The organism is Stenotrophomonas sp. RS-48 (genome assembly GCF_030053245.1).
GTDB lineage: Bacteria > Pseudomonadota > Gammaproteobacteria > Xanthomonadales > Xanthomonadaceae > Stenotrophomonas > Stenotrophomonas maltophilia_P.
This window is the reverse complement of sequence record NZ_JASGBV010000016.1, coordinates 1-17925: the sequence shown is the minus strand read 5'-3', so window position 1 is coordinate 17925 and position 17925 is coordinate 1. Positions and strand designations below refer to the sequence as shown.

Genomic DNA, 17925 nt, shown 5'->3' with positions numbered 1-17925 from the left:
TCAGGCCGCGCCCGCCAATCGCGCGGCCTCTTCCAGGTCCACGCTGACCAGGCGGCTGACGCCCGGCTCGCGCATGGTCACGCCCGACAGCTGCTGCGCAGCTTCCATCGTCGCCTTGTTGTGGCTGACGAACAGGAACTGCACCTTCTCGCTCATTTCCTTGACCATGTTGGCCAGGCGGCCCACGTTGGCCTCGTCCAGCGGTGCGTCCACTTCGTCCAGCAGGCAGAACGGCGCCGGATTGAGCTGGAAGATCGCGAACACCAGCGCCACTGCGGTCATCGCCTTCTCGCCGCCGGACAGCAGCGAGATGCTGGATACGCGCTTGCCCGGCGGACGCGCCATGATGGTCACGCCGGTGTCGAGCAGATCTTCACCGGTCAGTTCCAGATAGGCATGGCCACCGCCGAACAGGCGCGGATAGAGGGCCTGCACACCGGCGTTGACCCGGTCGAACGTATCCTTGAATCGGCCGCGGGTTTCGCGGTCGATCTTGCGGATGGCGTCTTCCAGGGTCTCCAGCGCCGTGGTCAGGTCCACATGCTGCGAATCGAGATACTCCGACCGCTGCGATGCCTCGCCATACTCGTGGATCGCCGCCAGGTTGACCGGCTCCAGCCGGCGCATGCGACCGTCGATCTGGTGCACGGCCTGCTCCCAGTCCCCCAGGCGGGCGTCCTCGGGCAATGCGTTGAGCAGGTCGGCCATCACGAAGCCGGCCTTCTCCACCGCAGCCTGCAGGGTGTCAGCACTGAGCACCAGGGCCTGCTGGTCCAGCTTCCGCTGGGAAATACGCTCGCGCTGCGCCAGCGCCTGCTCATCACGCTGGTGGCGGGTCTGTTCGAAATTGCGCAGCTCGGCGTCGATGCCGTCAAGCAGAGTACGCGCTTCGGCCAGCACGCGGTCGGCACGCACGCGCTCTTCCAGCGCATTCTGGTGCTCGGCCTGCAGCGATTCGACCGGCGAATCACCCTCGTCCAGCTGCGAATGCAGTTCGCCCAGGCGCGAATCCAGCTGCCCGCGCTGGGTGCTCATGCGCTCCAGCGCCTGGCTCAGCGATGCCACCTGTGCGCGCTGCGATTCCAGGGTCAGTGCCAGCGAATGCGAGCGTTCGCGCACCGCCCGTGCGGCTTCGCGGGCGAGGTCGCGTGCTTCGGCCAGCTGCCGGCGTTCGCTTTCCAGGGCCTGCCGGGTCGATTCCAGGTCGCCCATGCTGCTGACGGCACTCTCCAGCCGCGAACGTGCCTCGCGCGCCTGCTCGCGGTTGACCTCGAGGGTCTCCAGCAGTTGGCTCAGCTCGCCTTCGATGCGATCGATGCGCGTGCGTGCGGCCTCCACCTTTCCCTGCTGGCCCTGAAGCTGACCCGCCAGTTCGGATACCGCACGATGCGCGAGGTACAGCGCCCGTTGCGCATCTTCGCGTTGCTGTTCGGCGGCCAGCAGCTGCTCGCGGAAGCCGGACAGCTGATCTTCCAGCTCGACCTCACGGTTCTGCAGCTGTTCGATCTGCTCGCGCAGCTCATTGATCTCGCGCTCGCGCAGCAGCGCACCCTGCTTGGCCGCACCGGAGCGCGACACGCGCACCCAGCCCTGGCCGAGACGCTCACCGCTCTGGGTGATGATCGAATCACCGGCGGGCAGCCGGGCCTGCAGGGCACGGGCCTCGTCCAGATCCCGCGCGCCATGCAGATGCGCCAGCAGGCGTCGGATCGCCGTCGGTCCGCGCACGCGCGCGGCCAGCGATGTCGCGGCGACGTCCAGATCGCTGGCATCGTCAGACACCAGTGCGATGCGGCCTTCGCCCAGTTCGCCCAGCGCATCGACCAGGCCTGCCGGGTCGTCCACCAGCACGCCTTCGATCAGCTGGCCGAGGGCGCTTTCCACCGCATTTTCCCAACCGGCATCGACATCCAGGCGCTCGCCCACGCGCGCGGCCGAATCCAGCCCGCGCGCCTTCAACCAGGCAACCGCGGCGCCCTGCTCCTGGCCGAGTGCGGCCTGCTGCAGGGTTTCCAGCGATGCCAGGCGACCGCGCAGGCCATTGACCTGCTTGCGCAGCTCGGCCAGTTCGTTCTGACCGTTGCGCTGCTGTTCCTGCACGGTGGCCACGCCCTGCTTGCGCTGCTCGACCTGTTCGCTCAGCTCGTCCAGTGCGGTCTTCTGCGTGTCGTGCTGCAGGTGCAGCTGCTCGAAGGCTTCTTCCAGCGCGTCCACGTCCAGCCCGGCACGCTCGGCGGCCAGCGCCTCGCGACGCCGGTCGGCATCGAGGATCTGCCGGTCCAGGTAGTCCACGCGGGTGCGCTCGACATCGCCGGCGCGCGAGGCCTCGGAACTCTGTGAGGTGTGCTGTTCCCAGCGGTGCTGCCAGTCGGCCAGGCGGGCTTCGGCCTCGCGCAGGCTTTCCTGCTTGATCTCGTTCTCTTCCTGCAGCGCCTCCAGCTGCGGGGTCGCGGCGTCCACCGCCTCGCGCAGCACCATCAGCTTGGCCTCGTCGCCACTGATGTGCTGGCCCAGCTCGGCCAATGCCTGCCGCGTCTCGTCGCGGGCCTTGTGCAGGCGCTGCGACAGCTCGCGCTGGTGCTGGATCTGCTGCTCCAGTCGGGCCAAGGTACTACCGACCTGGTAGACCGCGGCCTGCGCGGTATTGAGTGCGTCGGCCGCTTCCTCGCGGCGCATGCGCGAGGTCTCGATGCGGGCCTCGGCGTCGCGCTGGTCCGCGATCAGCTGCTGAAGCCGGGTTTCTTCCTGCGACAGGCCCTCGCGAAGCTTCGACAGGCGCCCATCGAGGCCTCGGAACTCCAGCGCCTTCCACTCGGCATCCTTGACCCTGCGCTCTTCCTGCAACGCCTGGTACTGCTCCGCCTGCCGGGCCTGGCGCTTGAGGTGCTCGAGCTGCTTGCTGATCTCCTCACGCAGGTCGCCCAGGCGATCAAGGTTCTCGCGGGTGTGGCGGATGCGGGTTTCGGTTTCCTTGCGCCGCTCCTTGTACTTGGAGATTCCGGCCGCCTCTTCCAGGTAGACGCGCAGATCCTCGGGACGCGCCTCGATGATCTGGCTGATCATGCCCTGTTCGATGATCGAGTAGCTGCGCGGGCCCAGGCCGGTCCCCAGGAAAAGATCGGTGATGTCGCGGCGGCGGCACTTGGTGCCGTTGAGGTAGTAGTTGCTGGTGCCGTCGCGGCTGACCGTGCGCTTGACCGAGATCTCGTTGAACGAGGCGTACTCGCCGGAGATGGTGTGGTCGGAGTTGTCGAAGATCAGCTCGACCGTGGCCTGCGAGACGGGCTTGCGGGCGTTGGAACCGGAGAAGATCACGTCGGTCAGCGAGTCGCCGCGCAGGCGGCTGGCCGAACTTTCGCCCATGACCCAGCGCACGGCGTCGATGATGTTCGACTTGCCGCAGCCATTGGGCCCCACCACGCCGGTCATGTTGGTCGGCAGATGCAGGGTGGTCGGATCGACGAAAGACTTGAAGCCGGACAGCTTGATCGTGGAAAGACGCATAGGGGTTCCGGACTGGGGCCGGCAAGCGGCCTGCGTTTACCCTCCAAGTCATTGATCCTGCTGGGATCGCCGACCGTGGAACGGGTGTGACGCCCTGAGTATACCGATGTGGCCGTGTTCTACGAATGGGCGTGGAACATCGGGGCCCGCGCACCCGCCGGGCGGGCCGACAAAACAAAACGGGCACCCTCGCGGGCGCCCGTTCTGCGGTGATGCCAGGCCTTGTGGCGTGGGATCAGGCTTCGGCTTCGACGACGACCTTGACGGTGGTCTCGACGTCGGCGTGCAGGTGGATCAGCACGTCGTACTCGCCGATGTTGCGGAACGCGCCTTCGCCCAGGATGACTTCGCTCTTTTCCAGCGGCAGGCCGGCGGCGGTGAAGGCCTCGGCGATGTCGCGCGGGCCGACCGAGCCGTACAGCTTGCCTTCGGTCGAAGCATTGGCGGCGATGGTGACGCTCGCGCCTTCCAGCTTCGCCTTGCGGGCTTCAGCCTCGGCGTGGATGGACTGGGCCTTGGCTTCGTACTCGGCGCGCTTGGCTTCGAACTCTGCCTTGTTGCTCTCGGTGGCCGGCACGGCCTTGCCCTGCGGCACGAGGAAGTTGCGGCCGTAGCCCGGCTTGACGGTGACCAGGTCACCCAGGTTGCCGAGGTTGGTGACCTTCTGCAGGAGGATCAGCTGCATGGTTTTACTCCAGATAAGTTATTCGTTAGCGAGGCGATGCCCCGCAACAAAGGCTGTCCGAATAGCTGGCACAACGGGGCGGCACGCGGCCACCCCGCCGGGCATCAGACGTCGTGGTTGTCGGTGTACGGAATCAGGGCCAGGAAGCGAGCGCGCTTGACGGCGGTCGCCAGCTGACGCTGGTACTTCGACTTGGTACCGGTGACGCGGCTCGGCACGATCTTGCCGTTCTCGGTCAGGTACTGGCGCAGGGTGTTGAGATCCTTGTAGTCGATCTCCTTGACACCTTCAGCCGTGAACTTGCAGAACTTGCGGCGACGGAAGAACTTGGACATGGGAAGGCTCCTTAGGCGGCGGAAGCGGCGTCTTCGCCGGCTTCGTTGTCAGCGGTGGTGGTGGACTCGCCTTCTTCGTCGTCACGACGACGGCGCTCACCGCGCTCCGGCTTGTCACCCTTCTCGTCCTTGCTCTTCATGATCAGCGACTGCTCGGTGTCAGCCTCGTCACGCTTGATGACCAGGTTGCGCAGCACGGCGTCGTTGAAGCGGAAGCTTTCGGTCAGCTCGTTCAGCACGGCCTGGTCGGCTTCGATGTTCAGCAGCACGTAGTGCGCCTTCACCAGGTTCTGGATCGGGTATGCCAGCTGGCGGCGGCCCCAGTCTTCCAGACGGTGGATGGTGCCGTTGCCGTTCTCGACCAGCGACTTGTAGCGCTCGATCATGGCCGGGACCTGCTCGCTCTGGTCCGGGTGGACCATGAACACGATTTCGTAATGACGACTCATGTTTTTTCTACCTTTCGGATGTGGCCTTGCGGCCGGACAGCCCCCCGCCGTTGAGACCGCGGTGGGGCAAGGGTTCCCGCCAGGAAGGCAGGAAGCCGCGCATTATGGCGCAGATGGGGCGGCCGGGCAACCGCGGCCGAACCTGAACCCGGCAGCACCGGGACCTGCCCGAGGACCGGCCGGCAGGCCCCCGGGGAAGCGGCCCTCAGGCCTTGTCGGCGTCCGTGGTGAAGCTCTCGCCGCAGCCGCACTCGGCGGTCGCGTTCGGGTTGCTGAACGTGAAGGTCTCGCTCAGGCCGTGCTTGCCGAAGTCGATCACGGTGCCGTCGACCAGGGCCAGGCTCTGTGCATCGACGTAGATCTTCACGCCGTCCTGGTCGAACACCGTATCGCCCTCGCGCTCGTCACGGGCCAGGTCGGTCACGTGGCCCCAGCCGGAGCAGCCGGTCTTGGTCACGCCGAAGCGCAGGCCCAGCGCGCCCGGGGTCTGGGCGACGAAGCGCTGCACGCGCTCGAAGGCAATGGGGGTCAGGCTGACAGCCATGGGACTACTCCAGAGGAACAGGGACATTATAGGGACGTTGGGCCGCAGAAATGCCTCGCAAGCAGAACGCTGCAACCGGTAAACTCCCGTGTTCACAGATCGAGTCGATCAGCAGAGGATTCAAGTCATGACGGTGGTCAGCGTTGAACATGCGCTTGCCGGGAAGATCCCGGAAGGCGGCGAAGTCACGGTACGCGGATGGGTGCGCACGGTGCGCGGTTCAGCGAATCTGGCCTTCGTGAATGTGACCGACGGCTCCTGCTTCGCCCCGATCCAGGTCGTAGCCAACGACACCCTGGTCAACTTCGACGAGATCAAGCGCCTCACCACCGGCTGCTCGCTGGTGGCCACCGGCATCCTGGTGAAATCGCAGGGCAAGGGCCAGTCGTTCGAGATCCAGGCCAGTGCGGTCGAAGTGGTCGGCTGGGTCGAAGACCCGCTCACCTACCCGATCCAGCCCAAGCCGATGACGCCGGAGTTCCTGCGTGAAGTGGCGCACCTGCGCCCGCGCACCAACCTGTTCGGCGCGGTCACCCGCATCCGCAACTGCCTGGCCCAGGCCGTGCACCGCTTCTTCCACGAGAACGGTTTCAACTGGATCAGCACCCCGATCATCACCACCTCCGACGCCGAAGGCGCCGGCCAGATGTTCCGTGTGTCCACGCTGGACATGGTGAACCTGCCGCGCGATGAGAAGGGCGCGATCGATTTCAGCCGCGACTTCTTCGGCAAGGAGACGTTCCTGACCGTGTCCGGCCAGCTGAACGTCGAGGCCTACTGCCTGGCCCTGAGCAAGGTGTATACCTTCGGCCCGACCTTCCGCGCCGAGAACAGCCACACCACCCGCCATCTGGCGGAGTTCTGGATGATCGAGCCGGAGATCGCCTTCGCCGACCTGGCCGAAGATGCGCGCCTGGCCGAGGAGTTCCTCAAGTACCTGTTCCGCGCGGTGCTGAACGAGCGCAGCGATGATCTGGCCTTCATCGCCGAACGCGTGGACAAGAACGCGATCACCAAGCTGGAAGACTTCATCAACGCGCCGTTCGAGCGCATCGACTACACCGATGCGGTCAGCCTGCTGCAGAAGTCTGGCCGGAAGTTCGACTTCCCGGTCGAATGGGGCCTGGACCTGCAGACCGAACACGAGCGCTGGCTGACCGAGGAACACGTCGGCCGCCCGGTGGTGGTGACCAACTACCCCGAGCACATCAAGGCGTTCTACATGCGCCTGAACGACGACGGCAAGACGGTCGCCGCGATGGACGTGCTGGCGCCGGGCATCGGCGAGATCATCGGTGGCAGCCAGCGCGAAGAGCGCCTGGACGTGCTGGACGCGCGCATGGCCCAGTTCGGCCTGGACCGTGAGCATTACAGCTGGTACCGCGATTTCCGTCGCTACGGCTCGGTGCCGCACGCCGGCTTCGGCCTGGGCTTCGAGCGCCTGGTGGTGTACGTCTGCGGCCTGTCCAACATCCGCGATGCGATTCCTTACCCGCGCGCTCCCGGCAGCGCGGACTTCTAAGCCCCACCACCGACCACGGAGGTACTGCCCCCATGACCCTGTTCTTCGCCCTCTGCTTTGTCGGCGTCGCAGTGGCCGGGTTCAGTGCCTTCGTGATCTTCTGGCCGCTGACCCTGGTGCACGTGCGTGACCGCCATCCGGCGCTGGCACAGCGCTTCGGCAGCGGCGCCTTCCTCAAGCCCGATGCCCTGGCCTGGCTGCTGCGCCGCGACTACCGGCAGCAGCCGGATCGCTCGCTGTCCGGTTTGGCCACGCCGGCCTGGGTTTCGCTGCTGACCCTGCTGGCCGGACTGGGCATGGCCGCCCTGCTCTGGCTGGCTTCGCTCTGGTAACGCCTACATGAACGATCTCTCCGCCCCGCACGACAGCTGGTGGCTGGCCAGCCTCGGCAACACCCTGATCTGGGCCCGCCTGCGCGTGCGCCCGGCCGGCACGGCCGAAGTGCTCGACAGTGATGGCAACACCCTCAGCTACGACAGCGAGGACACCGCCCGCGCGCAGCTGTTCGACGCCGATTTCGTCGAATTCGACGGCCTGGACGAAGAAGATGCGCTGGTGCGCGGCTTCAGCCTGCATGAGGTGCAGCCACCGCACGCCGACAGCGACGAGGGCCTGCGTGGGCGCATGGTGCAATCGCTGGGCGGGCGCGCCTGAGCCCAGGCCGATGTTCACTCCGCGCGCCTTCGCCGAGACCGATCTGATCTGGCTGGACCGCCTGCTGGCGCGCGATCCGTTCGTCACCGTGCTCACCACCGGTGACGACGGCCTGCCCGAGCTGACCCGCGTGCCGGTGCTGTACCGGCGTGATGGCCAGCGCATCGAACTGCGCGGCCACTGGGCGCGGGCCAACCCGCAGTCGCGTCGCCAAGGCACCGCCAAGGTGCTGGTCGATGGCCCCCATGGCTACGTCTCGGCCAGCTGGTATCCGGACAAGGAACCGGCGGCACGCGTTCCGACCTGGAACTATGCCGCTGCCGAGCTGCGCGGACAGCTGCAGCCGTTCGACGGCACCGATGCGCTGGCCCAGCTGGTCGGCGACATCAGCGACCGCTTTGAAGCCAGCGTCGGCCAGCAGTGGCGGTTCGAGGCTGATCGTCCCGAGCACGGCCCGGAGCTGCGCGCCATCGTCGGGTTTCACTTCCACGTCGAACAGGTACAGCTGAAACTGAAGCTCAGCCAGAACCATCCCGATGCCAACCAGCAGGCGGTGATCGACGCGTTGGGTCGCCTGCACGCCCCACCTTCCACCGAACTGGCGCAGTGGATGCGCTGGTTCCGCGATGAGGCCGCCAGCGGCGGCTGAACGCACCGACTCCCGCGACGACGCGGCCGGACAGCCGCGACTTGCCCCCACCGAGGTCAGGGACCCGAACATGAAAGACATCCACAAGCTGCTGCAGAACAACCGCGACTGGGCCGACCGCATCGAGAAGGAAGATCCCGAGTTCTTCCATCAGCTGGCCAAGCAGCAGCACCCGGAATACCTGTGGATCGGCTGCTCCGATTCGCGCGTGCCGGCCAACCAGATCATCGGCATGGCACCGGGCGAAGTGTTCGTGCATCGCAACGTCGCCAACGTGGTCGCCCACACCGACCTGAACTGCCTGAGCGTGGTGCAGTACGCGGTAGACCAGCTGAAGGTGAAGCACATCCTCATCGTGGGCCACTACGGTTGCGGCGGCGTGCATGCCTGCCTGCACAACACCCGCGTCGGCCTGGCGGACAACTGGCTGCGCCACGTCGGCGACGTGATGCAGAAGCACGCGGCGATCATCGATGCGCTGGAGACCGACGAGCTGCGTCATGCCCGCCTGTGCGAGCTGAATGTCATCGAGCAGGTCGCCAACCTGTGCCGCTCGACCATCGTGCAGGACGCCTGGGCACGCGGCCAGAAGCTGATGGTGCATGGCTGGGTCTACAGCTTGAAGGATGGCCGCGTGCGCGAAATGGGCATCGATGTCGGCTCGCCGGAAGATCTGCAGCCGGCTTACGAGAAAGCGCTTTCCTATGTCCCCCGCAAGGGCAAGCGCGACTGATTCCCCACGGAGCCCGACCATGCTCGCCTCACCGATCAACCTGCACGCCTGGATCGAAGAACATCGTCACCTGCTGAAACCGCCGGTGGGCAACAAGATGATCGACAACGGCGACTTCATCGTCATGGTGGTCGGCGGGCCGAACTCGCGGACCGATTATCACTACGACGAAGGCCCCGAGTGGTTCTACCAGCTCGAAGGCGAGATGGTGCTGAAGGTCCAGGAGGATGGCGCGGTCCGCGACATCCCGATCCGTGCCGGCGAGATCTTCCTGCTGCCGGCGAAGGTGCCGCACTCGCCGCGCCGGCCACCGGGCGGCGTCGGGCTGGTCGTGGAACGCAGGCGGCTGCCGCACGAGATGGACGGTGTGATCTGGCATTGCGAGCGCTGCAACCACAAGCTGCATGAGGAGTTCTTCGCGCTGCAGAACATCGAAACCGACCTGCCCAAGGTCTTCGCGCGTTACCACGCCAGCCTGGAACTGCGTACCTGCGGCAAATGCGGCCACATCGACCCGTTGCCGGCACCGGCGGCGGACTGATCGATCGCCGGGCATGGCCCGGCGCTACCGGTGTTGCGATTGCTGATGCCCCCGCCGGGCATGGCCCGGCATGGCCGATGCGCGTGATCTCCAGGTAGCGCCGGGCCATGCCCGGCGAGCGTACTGCGCGGCATCACGCAGGCCCCAGGCGCTACACTGGCAGCCCCGTTGCAGCCTGTTGCCCGACCATGTCCGACCTGCTGAACCGCACCCATGCCATCGCTCTCGACGCCGCGGATCCGTTGCGGCCGCTGCGCAGTGAATTCCTGATTCCGCGCCACGGCGGTGGCGAGCAGACCTACTTCGTGGGCAACTCGCTGGGACTGCAGCCGCGCGGCGCACAGGCGGCGGTGCAGGAGGTGATGAAGCAGTGGGCTGAACTGGCGGTGGAAGGCCACTTCACCGGCCCCACCCAATGGCTGTCCTACCACCGTCTGGTCAGCACGCAGCTGGCGCGGGTGGTCGGTGCGCTGCCCAGCGAAGTGGTGGCGATGAACACGCTGAGCGTGAACCTGCACCTGATGATGGTCAGCTTCTACCGGCCGACCCGGGAACGACCGGTGATCCTGATGGAAGCCGGCGCCTTCCCGACGGACCGTCACGCGGTGGAAGCGCAGATCCGTTTCCATGGCTTCGACCCGGCCGACTGCCTGGTGGAGGTGCAGCCGGACGAGGCCAGCGGCACGATCTCGATGACCGCGATCGAACGCGCGATCGCCACGCATGGCCCTCGCCTGGCTCTGGTGCTGTGGCCAGGCGTGCAGTACCGCACCGGCCAGGCCTTCGACCTCGATGCGATCACCCGCGCCGCACGCCTGCAGGGCGCGCGCATCGGCTTCGACCTGGCGCATTCGGTCGGCAACCTGCCCCTGCGCCTGCACGATGTGGCGCCGGACTTTGCCGTGTGGTGCCATTACAAGTACCTCAACAGCGGCCCGGGGGCCGTCGCCGGGGCGTTCGTGCACGAGCGTCACCACCGTGACAGCACCCTGCCACGCTTCGCCGGCTGGTGGGGCCATGACGAAGCCACCCGCTTCCAGATGTCCCCGCAGTTCACGCCCGCCACCGGCGCCGAAGGCTGGCAGCTGAGCAATCCGCCGATCCTCGGCCTGGCGCCGCTGCGCGCTTCACTGGACCTGTTCGAACGGGCCGGCATGGACGCCCTGCGCAGCAAGTCGCTGGCACTGACCGGCATGCTCGAAGCCCTGGTGCGCGCGCGCCTGGCCAACGTGCTCGACATCGTCACCCCGGCCGAGCCGGACCGGCGCGGCTGCCAGCTCTCGCTGCGGGTGATCGCCGGCCGCGAGCGTGGCCGCGCCCTGTTCGAGCACCTGCGCTCGGTCGGCGTGCTCGGCGACTGGCGCGAGCCGGATGTGATCCGCATCTCCCCCACCCCGCTCTACAACCGCTACCTGGACGTCCACCATTTCGTCGAGGAAGTGGAAGCCTGGGCCGGCCTCTGAGCCGGCACCTCCCCTCCTGCTGGACAGTTCGTTGATCGCACATGCCTCCCGCTCGTTGAGCATCATTGGTGCCGGCCTGGCCGGATCCCTGCTCGCCATCCTGCTGTCGCGGCAGGGCTGGCGGATCACCCTGTACGAACGCCGTGGCGACCCACGCGTGGCCGACTACGAAAGCGGCCGCTCGATCAACCTGGCGCTGGCCGAGCGCGGGCGCAACGCGCTGCGGCAGGCCGGCGTGGAGGACGAGGTGATGGCCCGCGCGGTGATGATGCGTGGACGCATGGTGCATCCGCGCGAAGGCGCCGCGCAGCTGCAGCGCTATGGCCGCGACGACAGCGAAGTGATCTGGTCGATCCATCGCAGGGACCTGAACACCACGCTGCTGACACTGGCCGAGCAGGCAGGTGCCACCGTACATTTCCACCGCCGGCTGCATACCGTCGATTTCGATGCCGGCCATGCGCGCTTCATCGACGATCGCGACGACAGCCCGCACGACATCCACTTCGACAGCCTGATCGGCGCTGACGGCGCCGGCTCGGCGCTGCGCGCGGCGATGAACCGGCGCGCGCCGCTGGGCGAGGACATCGCCTTCCTCGATCACTCCTACAAGGAACTGGAGATTCCACCGGACCGTGATGGCGGCTTCCGCATCGAACGCAACGCATTGCACATCTGGCCACGGGGCCACTTCATGTGCATCGCCCTGCCCAATCACGAAGGCACGTTCACGGTCACCCTGTTCCTGCCCAACCAGGGCGAGCCCAGCTTCGCCACCGTCAATACCGGCGCCCAGGCCGAAGCCCTGTTCGCGCGCGAGTTCGCCGATGCGTTGCCGCTGATCCCCGACCTGCGCACGGACTGGGAGCAGCATCCGCCCGGCCTGCTCGGCACGCTGACGCTGGAGCGCTGGCACCAGCAGGGCCAGGCCGTGCTGATCGGCGATGCCGCGCATGCGATGGTGCCCTTCCACGGGCAGGGCATGAACTGCGCGTTCGAGGACTGCGTGGCACTGGCCCGCCACCTGATGGAAGCCGACGACCTGCAGAGCGCGTTCGCCGCCTTCGAGAAAGAACGCAAGCCGAACGCGCATGCAATCCAGCAGATGGCCCTGGAGAACTACCTGGAGATGCGTGATCGCGTCGCCGACCCGGCCTTCCTGCTGCAGCGCGAGCTGGAGCAGGCGCTTCAGCATCGCTGGCCGACCCGCTTCGTACCGCACTACACCATGGTCACGTTCCTGCACACGCCCTACGCCGAGGCACTGCGCCGGACCGACATCCAGCGCGACATGCTGGTGGCCGCCACGATCGGCCATACGTCGCTGGAGAACATCGACTGGGCAGCTCTGGAGGCACAGATCCATGCCCGGCTGCCGGTTCTGGAGGGCGCACACTGATGGCTGACAGCTTCCTGTTCTACGACCTGGAAACCTTCGGCCAGGACCCACGGCGAACGCGCATCTCGCAGTTCGCGGCGATCCGCACCGATGCCGATCTGAACGAGATCGACACGCCGGTGAGTTTCTTCGTGCGCCCCGCCGACGATCTGCTGCCCTCGCCGATGGCCACCCTGGTCACCGGCATCACGCCGCAGCGGGCACTGGCTGAAGGCATCAGCGAAGCCGAAGCGTTCGACCGCATCAACGAACAGCTGTCGCGCCCGGGTACCTGTGCCCTGGGCTACAACACCCTGCGCTTCGACGACGAATTCATCCGCTACGGTCTGTTCCGCAACTTCCATGACCCCTACGAGCGCGAGTGGCGCAACGGCAACTCGCGCTGGGACCTGCTGGACATGCTGCGGCTGATGCGCGCCCTGCGTCCCGAAGGCATCCACTGGCCACTGCGCGAGGACGGCGCCACGTCGTTCAAGCTCGAGCACCTGGCCGAAGCCAACAATGTGCGCGATGGCGATGCGCACGAGGCGCTGTCGGACGTGCGCGCCACGATCGGCATGGCCCGCCTGTTCAAGCAGTCGCAGCCGCGGTTGTGGGAGTACGCATTGAAACTGCGCGACAAGCGTTTCGTCGGCAGCCTGCTGGACGTGGGCGCGCTGAAGCCGGTGCTGCACATTTCCATGCGATACCCGGCCAGCCGGCTGTGCGCGGCTCCGGTGCTGCCGCTGGCGGTGCACCCGACGATCAACAACCGGGTGATCGTGTTCGATCTGGAAGGTGACATCGACGACCTGCTGCAGCTGCCAGCCGAGACGATCGCCGAGCGGCTCTACCTGCGCGCCAGCGAACTGCCCGAAGGCGTCGCCCGGGTGCCGCTGAAGGAAGTACATCTGAACAAGGTCCCGGCGCTGGTCGCCTGGAACCACCTGCGGCCCGACGATCACGCCCGCCTGGGCCTGGATGTCGCCGCCATCGAAGCCAAGGTCGAGCGGCTGCGTGCATTCGCGCCGCAACTGGCCGAGAAGGCACGGCAGGTGTACAACCAACCACGGGACGCCGTCGTGGCCGACGTCGATGCTTCGCTGTACGACGGCTTCCTCGGCAATGGCGACAAGCCACTGCTGGCCCTGGCGCGGACCACGCCGCCCGCAGAGCTGGCTGCGCTGGAAGGCCGCTTCCGCGATCCGCGCCTGCCCGAACTGCTGTTCCGCTATCGCGCCCGCAACCATCCCGACACCCTGGCACCGGCCGAGCGCCAGCGCTGGCAGGACTACCGCCGCCAGCGCCTGCTCGGTGACGGCCGCCTGGGCGAACTCAACCTGCCCCAGTACCAGCAGCAGCTCGATGCACTGGCCGCCGAGGCGCCGGACGACGATCGCCGCCTGGCCCTGCTGCAATCGCTGCGCGACTGGGGCCAGCATCTGCAGGAGAGCTTGTGAGCACCTATTTCAGCGACGCCAGTTTCAGGTTCCTGCGCAGCCTTGCGCGGCACAATGAAAAGGCCTGGTTCAACGACCATCGCCAGCAGTACGAAGACCATGTACGGCAGCCGTTCCTGCGCCTGCTGGGCGACCTGCAGCCCGCGCTGGCCGAGGTCAGCGCGCATTTCCGTGCCGATACCCGTGGCGTCGGTGGTTCGCTGTTCCGCATCCATCGCGATGCGCGCTTTTCAAACGACAAATCGCCGTACAAGACCTGGCAGGGCGCACGCCTGTTCCATGAACGCCGCCGCGAAGTGGCCGCTCCGTCGTTCTACGTGCATCTGCAGCCGGGCGAGAGCTTCGTCGGTGCCGGCCTGTGGCACCCCGAACCGGACACCCAGCGCCGCGTGCGCCATTTCATCCTGGACAACCCCGGCAGCTGGAAGGCCGCAGCGCATGCACCCGCCCTGCGCCGGCGTTTCGATTTCGAGCAGAGCGAGAAGCTGGTCAGGCCGCCGCGTGGCTTCCCCGCCGATTTCGAGTTCATCGACGATCTCAAGCATCGCAACTGGGTGATGTGGCGCTCGCTGGACGATGAGACGATGACCGGGCCGCGCCTGCTGTCCACGCTCGGCAAGGATCTGGCCGCGCTCGGCCCCTTCGTCGACTATCTGTGCGCGGCACTGGATCTGGAGTTCTGATGCCACTGGCCCGGCAACGCCGCCCGCTCGGCCGCACCGGCCTGTCCGTATCGCCGGTCGGGCTGGGCTGTTCGGGCTTCTGGGGCCATCGCCGCTTTGCCGAGCATGCCGCCGCAGCGATCGTCGAGCACGCGCTGGCCCAGGGCGTGAACCTGTTCGACACCGGCCACAACTACTCCGGCTTCCATGCCGAACCGCGCCTGGGCCGCATCCTGCGACCGCTGCTGGCCCGCTACCCGCGTGAGTCACTGGTCATCTCCAGCAAGGGCGGCACACTGACCGGACAGGCCGGCATCAGTGGCGCAGAACAGCGCGATTTCTCGCCTGCGGCCATCACCGCCAGCTGCGAAGCCTCGCTGCGCAACCTTGGCCTGGATTACCTGGACATCTACCAGCTGCATGGCGCCACCGCGCACGACATCAACGACGATCTGCTCGATGCGCTGCAGCGCCTGCGCGAACGTGGCCTGATCCGCGCCACCGGCATCAACACCCACTCAGCCTCGACGCTGCACTGGATGCTTGCGCATCCACAGGCATTCGACGTGGTCCTGCTGGACTACAACGCGCTGCAGCAGGATCGTGCGCCGCTGATCGACCAGCTGCATGCGGCCGGAATCGGCGTACTGGCAGGCACCGTGCTCGCACAGGGCCACCTGCTGCCCAGCCAGCCTCGCCGGCCGAGATTGGCCGATGCCTGGTACCTGGCGCGCGCGTGGCTCAAGCCCAGCAGCCGCCGTCTGATGCGCAGCGCACGTGCGATGCGCCGGGCCATTGCGGCGATCGACAGCCAGCGTCCGGCCCAGACTGCGTTTGCCTACGTTCTGGGCCACCCCGGCGTGGCCGCCGGCATCCTGGGCACTACCCGCGTCGGCAGTCTGGAGGAGGTGCTGGCCACGCGACCCGAAGCACTGCGCCCCGCCGACCGGCAACGCCTGGTCGCGGCCTATGGCGACGGCAGCGGTTCGCCCAGTCATTGAGTCTTCACCCCGCCCGGCCGCACTTGCGGCAGTCTGGCGGCATGAAGAAGCTCACTGCGATCGTGGTCCTGTTGGTGATTGCCCTGGCCGGCGTGTGGTTCGGCGGCCCCTACCTGACCATACACGGTCTGTCCAAGGCCATCGAACAGCGCGATACCGCCGCACTGGAACGCTACGTCGACTTTCCGCGCGTGCGCGTCAGCCTGCGTGCGCAACTCAATGATTACCTCGTGCGCCAGGCCGGCCCCGATGTGGCCAGCAGTCCGTTCGGCGCCCTGCTCTACGGCCTGGGCGACCAGCTTGGGGGCGCAGCGGTGGACACCCTGATGACCCCGACCGGCATCGGTGCGATGCTGCAGGGCCATGTGCTGTGGAAGCGTGGGCGCAACGAGCTGCAGGGCGGAGATGCCTTCGCGGCGACCGAACCGGCACGGCCTTTGAAGAACGCCCGCCACCGTTTCGAAGCGTTCGACCGCTTCGTCGTCGACGTTGATCGCGGCCCGGGCCAACCACCGTTGAAGGTCGTGCTGGAACCGCAGGGGCTGCGCTGGAAAGTGGTTGACGTGCAGTTGGGAATGGCCGGCACCCCATGATGCAGAACGCCGGGCGTGGCCCGGCGTTCCTACAGGTGCCGCTACGCTCGCCGGGCGTGGCCCGGCGCTACCGCGTCATCCCTCGTTGGCGACACCGTGCGGCACATGGCCCGCGGCAACGTGTTCGCGGGCACTGTCGATGTTGTGCTGCGAATCATCGAAGAAGATGTCGGCACCGAAGGCCTGCAGGAACGGCCCCTTGTGGCGGCCGCCCAGGAACAGCGCCTCGTCCAGGCGCACGCCCCATTCGCGCAGCGTGCGGATCACCCGCTCGTGCGCGGGCGCAGAGCGGGCGGTGACCAGCGCCGTGCGGATCGGCGCACTGTCACCGGCCGGGAACACCTCCTGCAGCGTGTGCAGCGCGGACAGGAAGCCGCGGAACGGGCCACCGCTGAGCGGTTCGCGCGCACGTTCGCGCTCGTGGCGGCCGAATGCCTCGACCCCCTGTTCACGCGAGATGCGCTCGCTTTCATCACCGAAGATCACCGCATCACCGTCAAAGGCAATGCGCAGCTGGCCGGACGGTCGGCCGGTGTCGATCTGGTCCGCGGCGGCCGCAGCGGTCTCGCCGGGTGGCTTGGGCAGGATCGTCGCAGCGGCGATTCCGTGGCGCAGCGCACTGCGGACCGACTCCGGATTGGCCGACAGGAACAGATCGGTGCCGAACGGTTTCACGTAGGGCCAGGTCGGCTCACCGGCGGTGAAGGTGGCACGGATGATGCCCAGGCCGTAGTGCTGGATCGAATTGAAGATGCGCAGGCCGGTATCGGCCGAATTGCGCGACAGCAGGATCACCTCGACGCGCGGGTTCTCCGGGCTGGCGCCCTGGTTCAGCGCCAACAGCTTGCGCACCACCGGGAAGGCCACGCCGGGACCGAGGATGTCGTCCTCGTGCTGGCGCTGGTACTCCGCATAGGCCGCCACGCCATCGGTCTCGAACAGCGCGTGGCTTTCCTCGAGATCGAACAGGGCGCGCGAGGTCACCGCGACGGTCAGCAAACGGGGGGAGTTGTCACCCATCGGTGGGGGTCCTTCTGGCGGTCGACGCGACCGGCAACCTATTGTCCTCAAAAAACGAACTGTTCGCTCAGGATCCGGTCTTCCAGATTGTGTTCCGGGTCGAACAGCAATGTCACCCGGCGGTCGCGCGACTCGCGGATGGTCACCTCGACCACGTCGCGCGTCTCGTGCGAATCGGCGGTCACGCTGACCGGTCGCTTGTAGGGGTCCAGCACGCGGAAGCGCACCTCCGTATCCGCCTTGAGAATGGCACCACGCCAGCGTCGCGGGCGATACGGTGCCAATGGCGTCAGCGCGATGGTGTGCGAGCCCAAGGGCAGCACGGGTCCGTGGGCCGAATAGTTGTAGGCGGTGCTGCCTGCGGGCGTGGCAACCAGCACGCCGTCGCCGATCAGTTCGGCCACCCGCTCCTGCCCATTGAGGTCGATGCCGATGTGCGCAGCCTGGCGGGTCTGCCGCAGCAGGGACACGTCGTTGTACGCCAGCGAACCGGTGCTGGTGCCCGATTCGGTCAGCGCCACCATCTCCAGCGGACGCAGGTTGGCCGGTTCCGCGCGGGCGATGCGTGCATTGACGTCGTCGTCGCCCCGGTACTGGTTCATCAGGAAACCTACGGTGCCCAGCTTCATGCCGAACACCGGTTTTCCCAGGTGGCCGTGACGATGCAGCGTCTGCAGCATGAAGCCATCACCGCCCAGCGGGCAGAGCACGTCGGCCTGCTCGGGGGCATGG

General features: G+C 67.0%; 19 protein-coding genes. 12 read left to right on the top strand and 7 right to left on the bottom strand.

Translation table 11 applies throughout. The features are described 5' to 3' along the window. The 5 genes from smc to QMZ25_RS03690 all read right to left on the bottom strand — a co-directional run bounded on the left by smc (position 1) and on the right by QMZ25_RS03690 (position 5517). Positions 1-3504, bottom strand: a complete 3504-nt coding sequence (gene smc / locus QMZ25_RS03710) for a chromosome segregation protein SMC (protein ID WP_164152480.1) — start codon at positions 3502-3504, stop codon at positions 1-3. Between the two features lie 235 nt (positions 3505-3739). Next, the gene (rplI, locus tag QMZ25_RS03705) at positions 3740-4189 is read right to left on the bottom strand and encodes a 50S ribosomal protein L9 (RefSeq protein WP_053515452.1); all 450 of its coding nucleotides are present in this window, start codon (positions 4187-4189) and stop codon (positions 3740-3742) included. 104 nt (positions 4190-4293) lie between these two features. Continuing rightward, complete coding sequence (gene rpsR, locus QMZ25_RS03700; protein ID WP_002804494.1) at positions 4294-4524, bottom strand: 30S ribosomal protein S18; 231 nt, start codon at positions 4522-4524, stop codon at positions 4294-4296. Between the two features lie 11 nt (positions 4525-4535). Continuing rightward, positions 4536-4973 carry a 30S ribosomal protein S6 gene (gene rpsF, locus QMZ25_RS03695; protein ID WP_053515451.1) on the bottom strand — a complete coding sequence of 146 codons (438 nt, stop codon included), beginning with the start codon at positions 4971-4973 and terminating at the stop codon, positions 4536-4538. A gap of 205 nt (positions 4974-5178) precedes the next feature. Further along, positions 5179-5517 carry an iron-sulfur cluster assembly accessory protein gene (locus QMZ25_RS03690; protein WP_053515449.1) on the bottom strand — a complete coding sequence of 113 codons (339 nt, stop codon included), beginning with the start codon at positions 5515-5517 and terminating at the stop codon, positions 5179-5181. A gap of 127 nt (positions 5518-5644) precedes the next feature. On the opposite strand from QMZ25_RS03690, the gene asnS reads away from it, so the two are divergent. The 12 genes from asnS to QMZ25_RS03630 all read left to right on the top strand — a co-directional run bounded on the left by asnS (position 5645) and on the right by QMZ25_RS03630 (position 16173). Then, positions 5645-7039, top strand: a complete 1395-nt coding sequence (asnS, locus tag QMZ25_RS03685) for an asparagine--tRNA ligase (RefSeq protein ID WP_065182902.1) — start codon at positions 5645-5647, stop codon at positions 7037-7039. Between the two features lie 32 nt (positions 7040-7071). After that, entirely contained in the window at positions 7072-7371 is a 300-nt protein-coding gene (locus tag QMZ25_RS03680; RefSeq protein WP_053515445.1) for a hypothetical protein, read from the top strand. 7 nt (positions 7372-7378) lie between these two features. Further along, positions 7379-7693, top strand: coding sequence for a hypothetical protein (locus QMZ25_RS03675; protein ID WP_053515443.1), 315 nt, complete (start codon positions 7379-7381; stop codon positions 7691-7693). Positions 7694-7703: 10 nt separating this feature from the next. Continuing rightward, positions 7704-8342 carry an FMN-binding negative transcriptional regulator gene (locus QMZ25_RS03670; protein WP_283219140.1) on the top strand — a complete coding sequence of 213 codons (639 nt, stop codon included), beginning with the start codon at positions 7704-7706 and terminating at the stop codon, positions 8340-8342. Between the two features lie 70 nt (positions 8343-8412). Beyond that, complete coding sequence (can, locus tag QMZ25_RS03665; RefSeq protein ID WP_053515439.1) at positions 8413-9075, top strand: carbonate dehydratase; 663 nt, start codon at positions 8413-8415, stop codon at positions 9073-9075. Between the two features lie 19 nt (positions 9076-9094). After that, entirely contained in the window at positions 9095-9616 is a 522-nt protein-coding gene (locus tag QMZ25_RS03660; protein ID WP_128987771.1) for a 3-hydroxyanthranilate 3,4-dioxygenase, read from the top strand. 188 nt (positions 9617-9804) lie between these two features. Beyond that, positions 9805-11079, top strand: coding sequence for a kynureninase (gene kynU, locus QMZ25_RS03655; RefSeq protein WP_053515435.1), 1275 nt, complete (start codon positions 9805-9807; stop codon positions 11077-11079). Between the two features lie 31 nt (positions 11080-11110). Then, positions 11111-12478, top strand: coding sequence for an NAD(P)/FAD-dependent oxidoreductase (locus QMZ25_RS03650; RefSeq protein WP_065176049.1), 1368 nt, complete (start codon positions 11111-11113; stop codon positions 12476-12478). After that, on the top strand, positions 12478-13917 hold the full coding sequence (gene sbcB / locus QMZ25_RS03645) for an exodeoxyribonuclease I (protein ID WP_065176050.1): 1440 nt from the start codon (positions 12478-12480) through the stop codon (positions 13915-13917). Before QMZ25_RS03650 ends, sbcB begins: the two co-directional genes overlap by 1 nt. Next, complete coding sequence (locus QMZ25_RS03640; RefSeq protein ID WP_053515430.1) at positions 13914-14600, top strand: DUF2461 domain-containing protein; 687 nt, start codon at positions 13914-13916, stop codon at positions 14598-14600. The genes sbcB and QMZ25_RS03640 overlap by 4 nt, the downstream gene beginning before the upstream one ends. Further along, positions 14600-15580 carry an aldo/keto reductase gene (locus QMZ25_RS03635; RefSeq protein ID WP_053515428.1) on the top strand — a complete coding sequence of 327 codons (981 nt, stop codon included), beginning with the start codon at positions 14600-14602 and terminating at the stop codon, positions 15578-15580. The genes QMZ25_RS03640 and QMZ25_RS03635 overlap by 1 nt, the downstream gene beginning before the upstream one ends. Before the next feature lie 41 nt (positions 15581-15621). Next, complete coding sequence (locus QMZ25_RS03630) at positions 15622-16173, top strand: DUF2939 domain-containing protein (protein ID WP_053515427.1); 552 nt, start codon at positions 15622-15624, stop codon at positions 16171-16173. Positions 16174-16248: 75 nt separating this feature from the next. Here QMZ25_RS03630 and QMZ25_RS03625 read toward each other — a convergent pair whose 3' ends face one another. Next, positions 16249-17193 carry a 5'-nucleotidase gene (locus tag QMZ25_RS03625; protein WP_053515425.1) on the bottom strand — a complete coding sequence of 315 codons (945 nt, stop codon included), beginning with the start codon at positions 17191-17193 and terminating at the stop codon, positions 16249-16251. Positions 17194-17240: 47 nt separating this feature from the next. After that, a partial coding sequence (locus QMZ25_RS03620) for an NAD kinase (RefSeq protein ID WP_283219139.1) occupies positions 17241-17925 on the bottom strand: 685 nt, incomplete at its 5' end.

What these genes read in the sequence shown, in the direction of transcription:
- smc (WP_164152480.1), bottom strand. Translation starts at nt 3,504, where the DNA reads ATGCGTCTTTCCACGATCAAGCTGTCCGGCTTCAAGTCTTTCGTCGAT.
- rplI (WP_053515452.1), bottom strand. Translation starts at nt 4,189, where the DNA reads ATGCAGCTGATCCTCCTGCAGAAGGTCACCAACCTCGGCAACCTGGGT.
- rpsR (WP_002804494.1), bottom strand. Translation starts at nt 4,524, where the DNA reads ATGTCCAAGTTCTTCCGTCGCCGCAAGTTCTGCAAGTTCACGGCTGAA.
- rpsF (WP_053515451.1), bottom strand. Translation starts at nt 4,973, where the DNA reads ATGAGTCGTCATTACGAAATCGTGTTCATGGTCCACCCGGACCAGAGC.
- QMZ25_RS03690 (WP_053515449.1), bottom strand. Translation starts at nt 5,517, where the DNA reads ATGGCTGTCAGCCTGACCCCCATTGCCTTCGAGCGCGTGCAGCGCTTC.
- asnS (WP_065182902.1), top strand. Translation starts at nt 5,645, where the DNA reads ATGACGGTGGTCAGCGTTGAACATGCGCTTGCCGGGAAGATCCCGGAA.
- QMZ25_RS03680 (WP_053515445.1), top strand. Translation starts at nt 7,072, where the DNA reads ATGACCCTGTTCTTCGCCCTCTGCTTTGTCGGCGTCGCAGTGGCCGGG.
- QMZ25_RS03675 (WP_053515443.1), top strand. Translation starts at nt 7,379, where the DNA reads ATGAACGATCTCTCCGCCCCGCACGACAGCTGGTGGCTGGCCAGCCTC.
- QMZ25_RS03670 (WP_283219140.1), top strand. Translation starts at nt 7,704, where the DNA reads ATGTTCACTCCGCGCGCCTTCGCCGAGACCGATCTGATCTGGCTGGAC.
- can (WP_053515439.1), top strand. Translation starts at nt 8,413, where the DNA reads ATGAAAGACATCCACAAGCTGCTGCAGAACAACCGCGACTGGGCCGAC.
- QMZ25_RS03660 (WP_128987771.1), top strand. Translation starts at nt 9,095, where the DNA reads ATGCTCGCCTCACCGATCAACCTGCACGCCTGGATCGAAGAACATCGT.
- kynU (WP_053515435.1), top strand. Translation starts at nt 9,805, where the DNA reads ATGTCCGACCTGCTGAACCGCACCCATGCCATCGCTCTCGACGCCGCG.
- sbcB (WP_065176050.1), top strand. Translation starts at nt 12,478, where the DNA reads ATGGCTGACAGCTTCCTGTTCTACGACCTGGAAACCTTCGGCCAGGAC.
- QMZ25_RS03635 (WP_053515428.1), top strand. Translation starts at nt 14,600, where the DNA reads ATGCCACTGGCCCGGCAACGCCGCCCGCTCGGCCGCACCGGCCTGTCC.
- QMZ25_RS03630 (WP_053515427.1), top strand. Translation starts at nt 15,622, where the DNA reads ATGAAGAAGCTCACTGCGATCGTGGTCCTGTTGGTGATTGCCCTGGCC.
- QMZ25_RS03625 (WP_053515425.1), bottom strand. Translation starts at nt 17,193, where the DNA reads ATGGGTGACAACTCCCCCCGTTTGCTGACCGTCGCGGTGACCTCGCGC.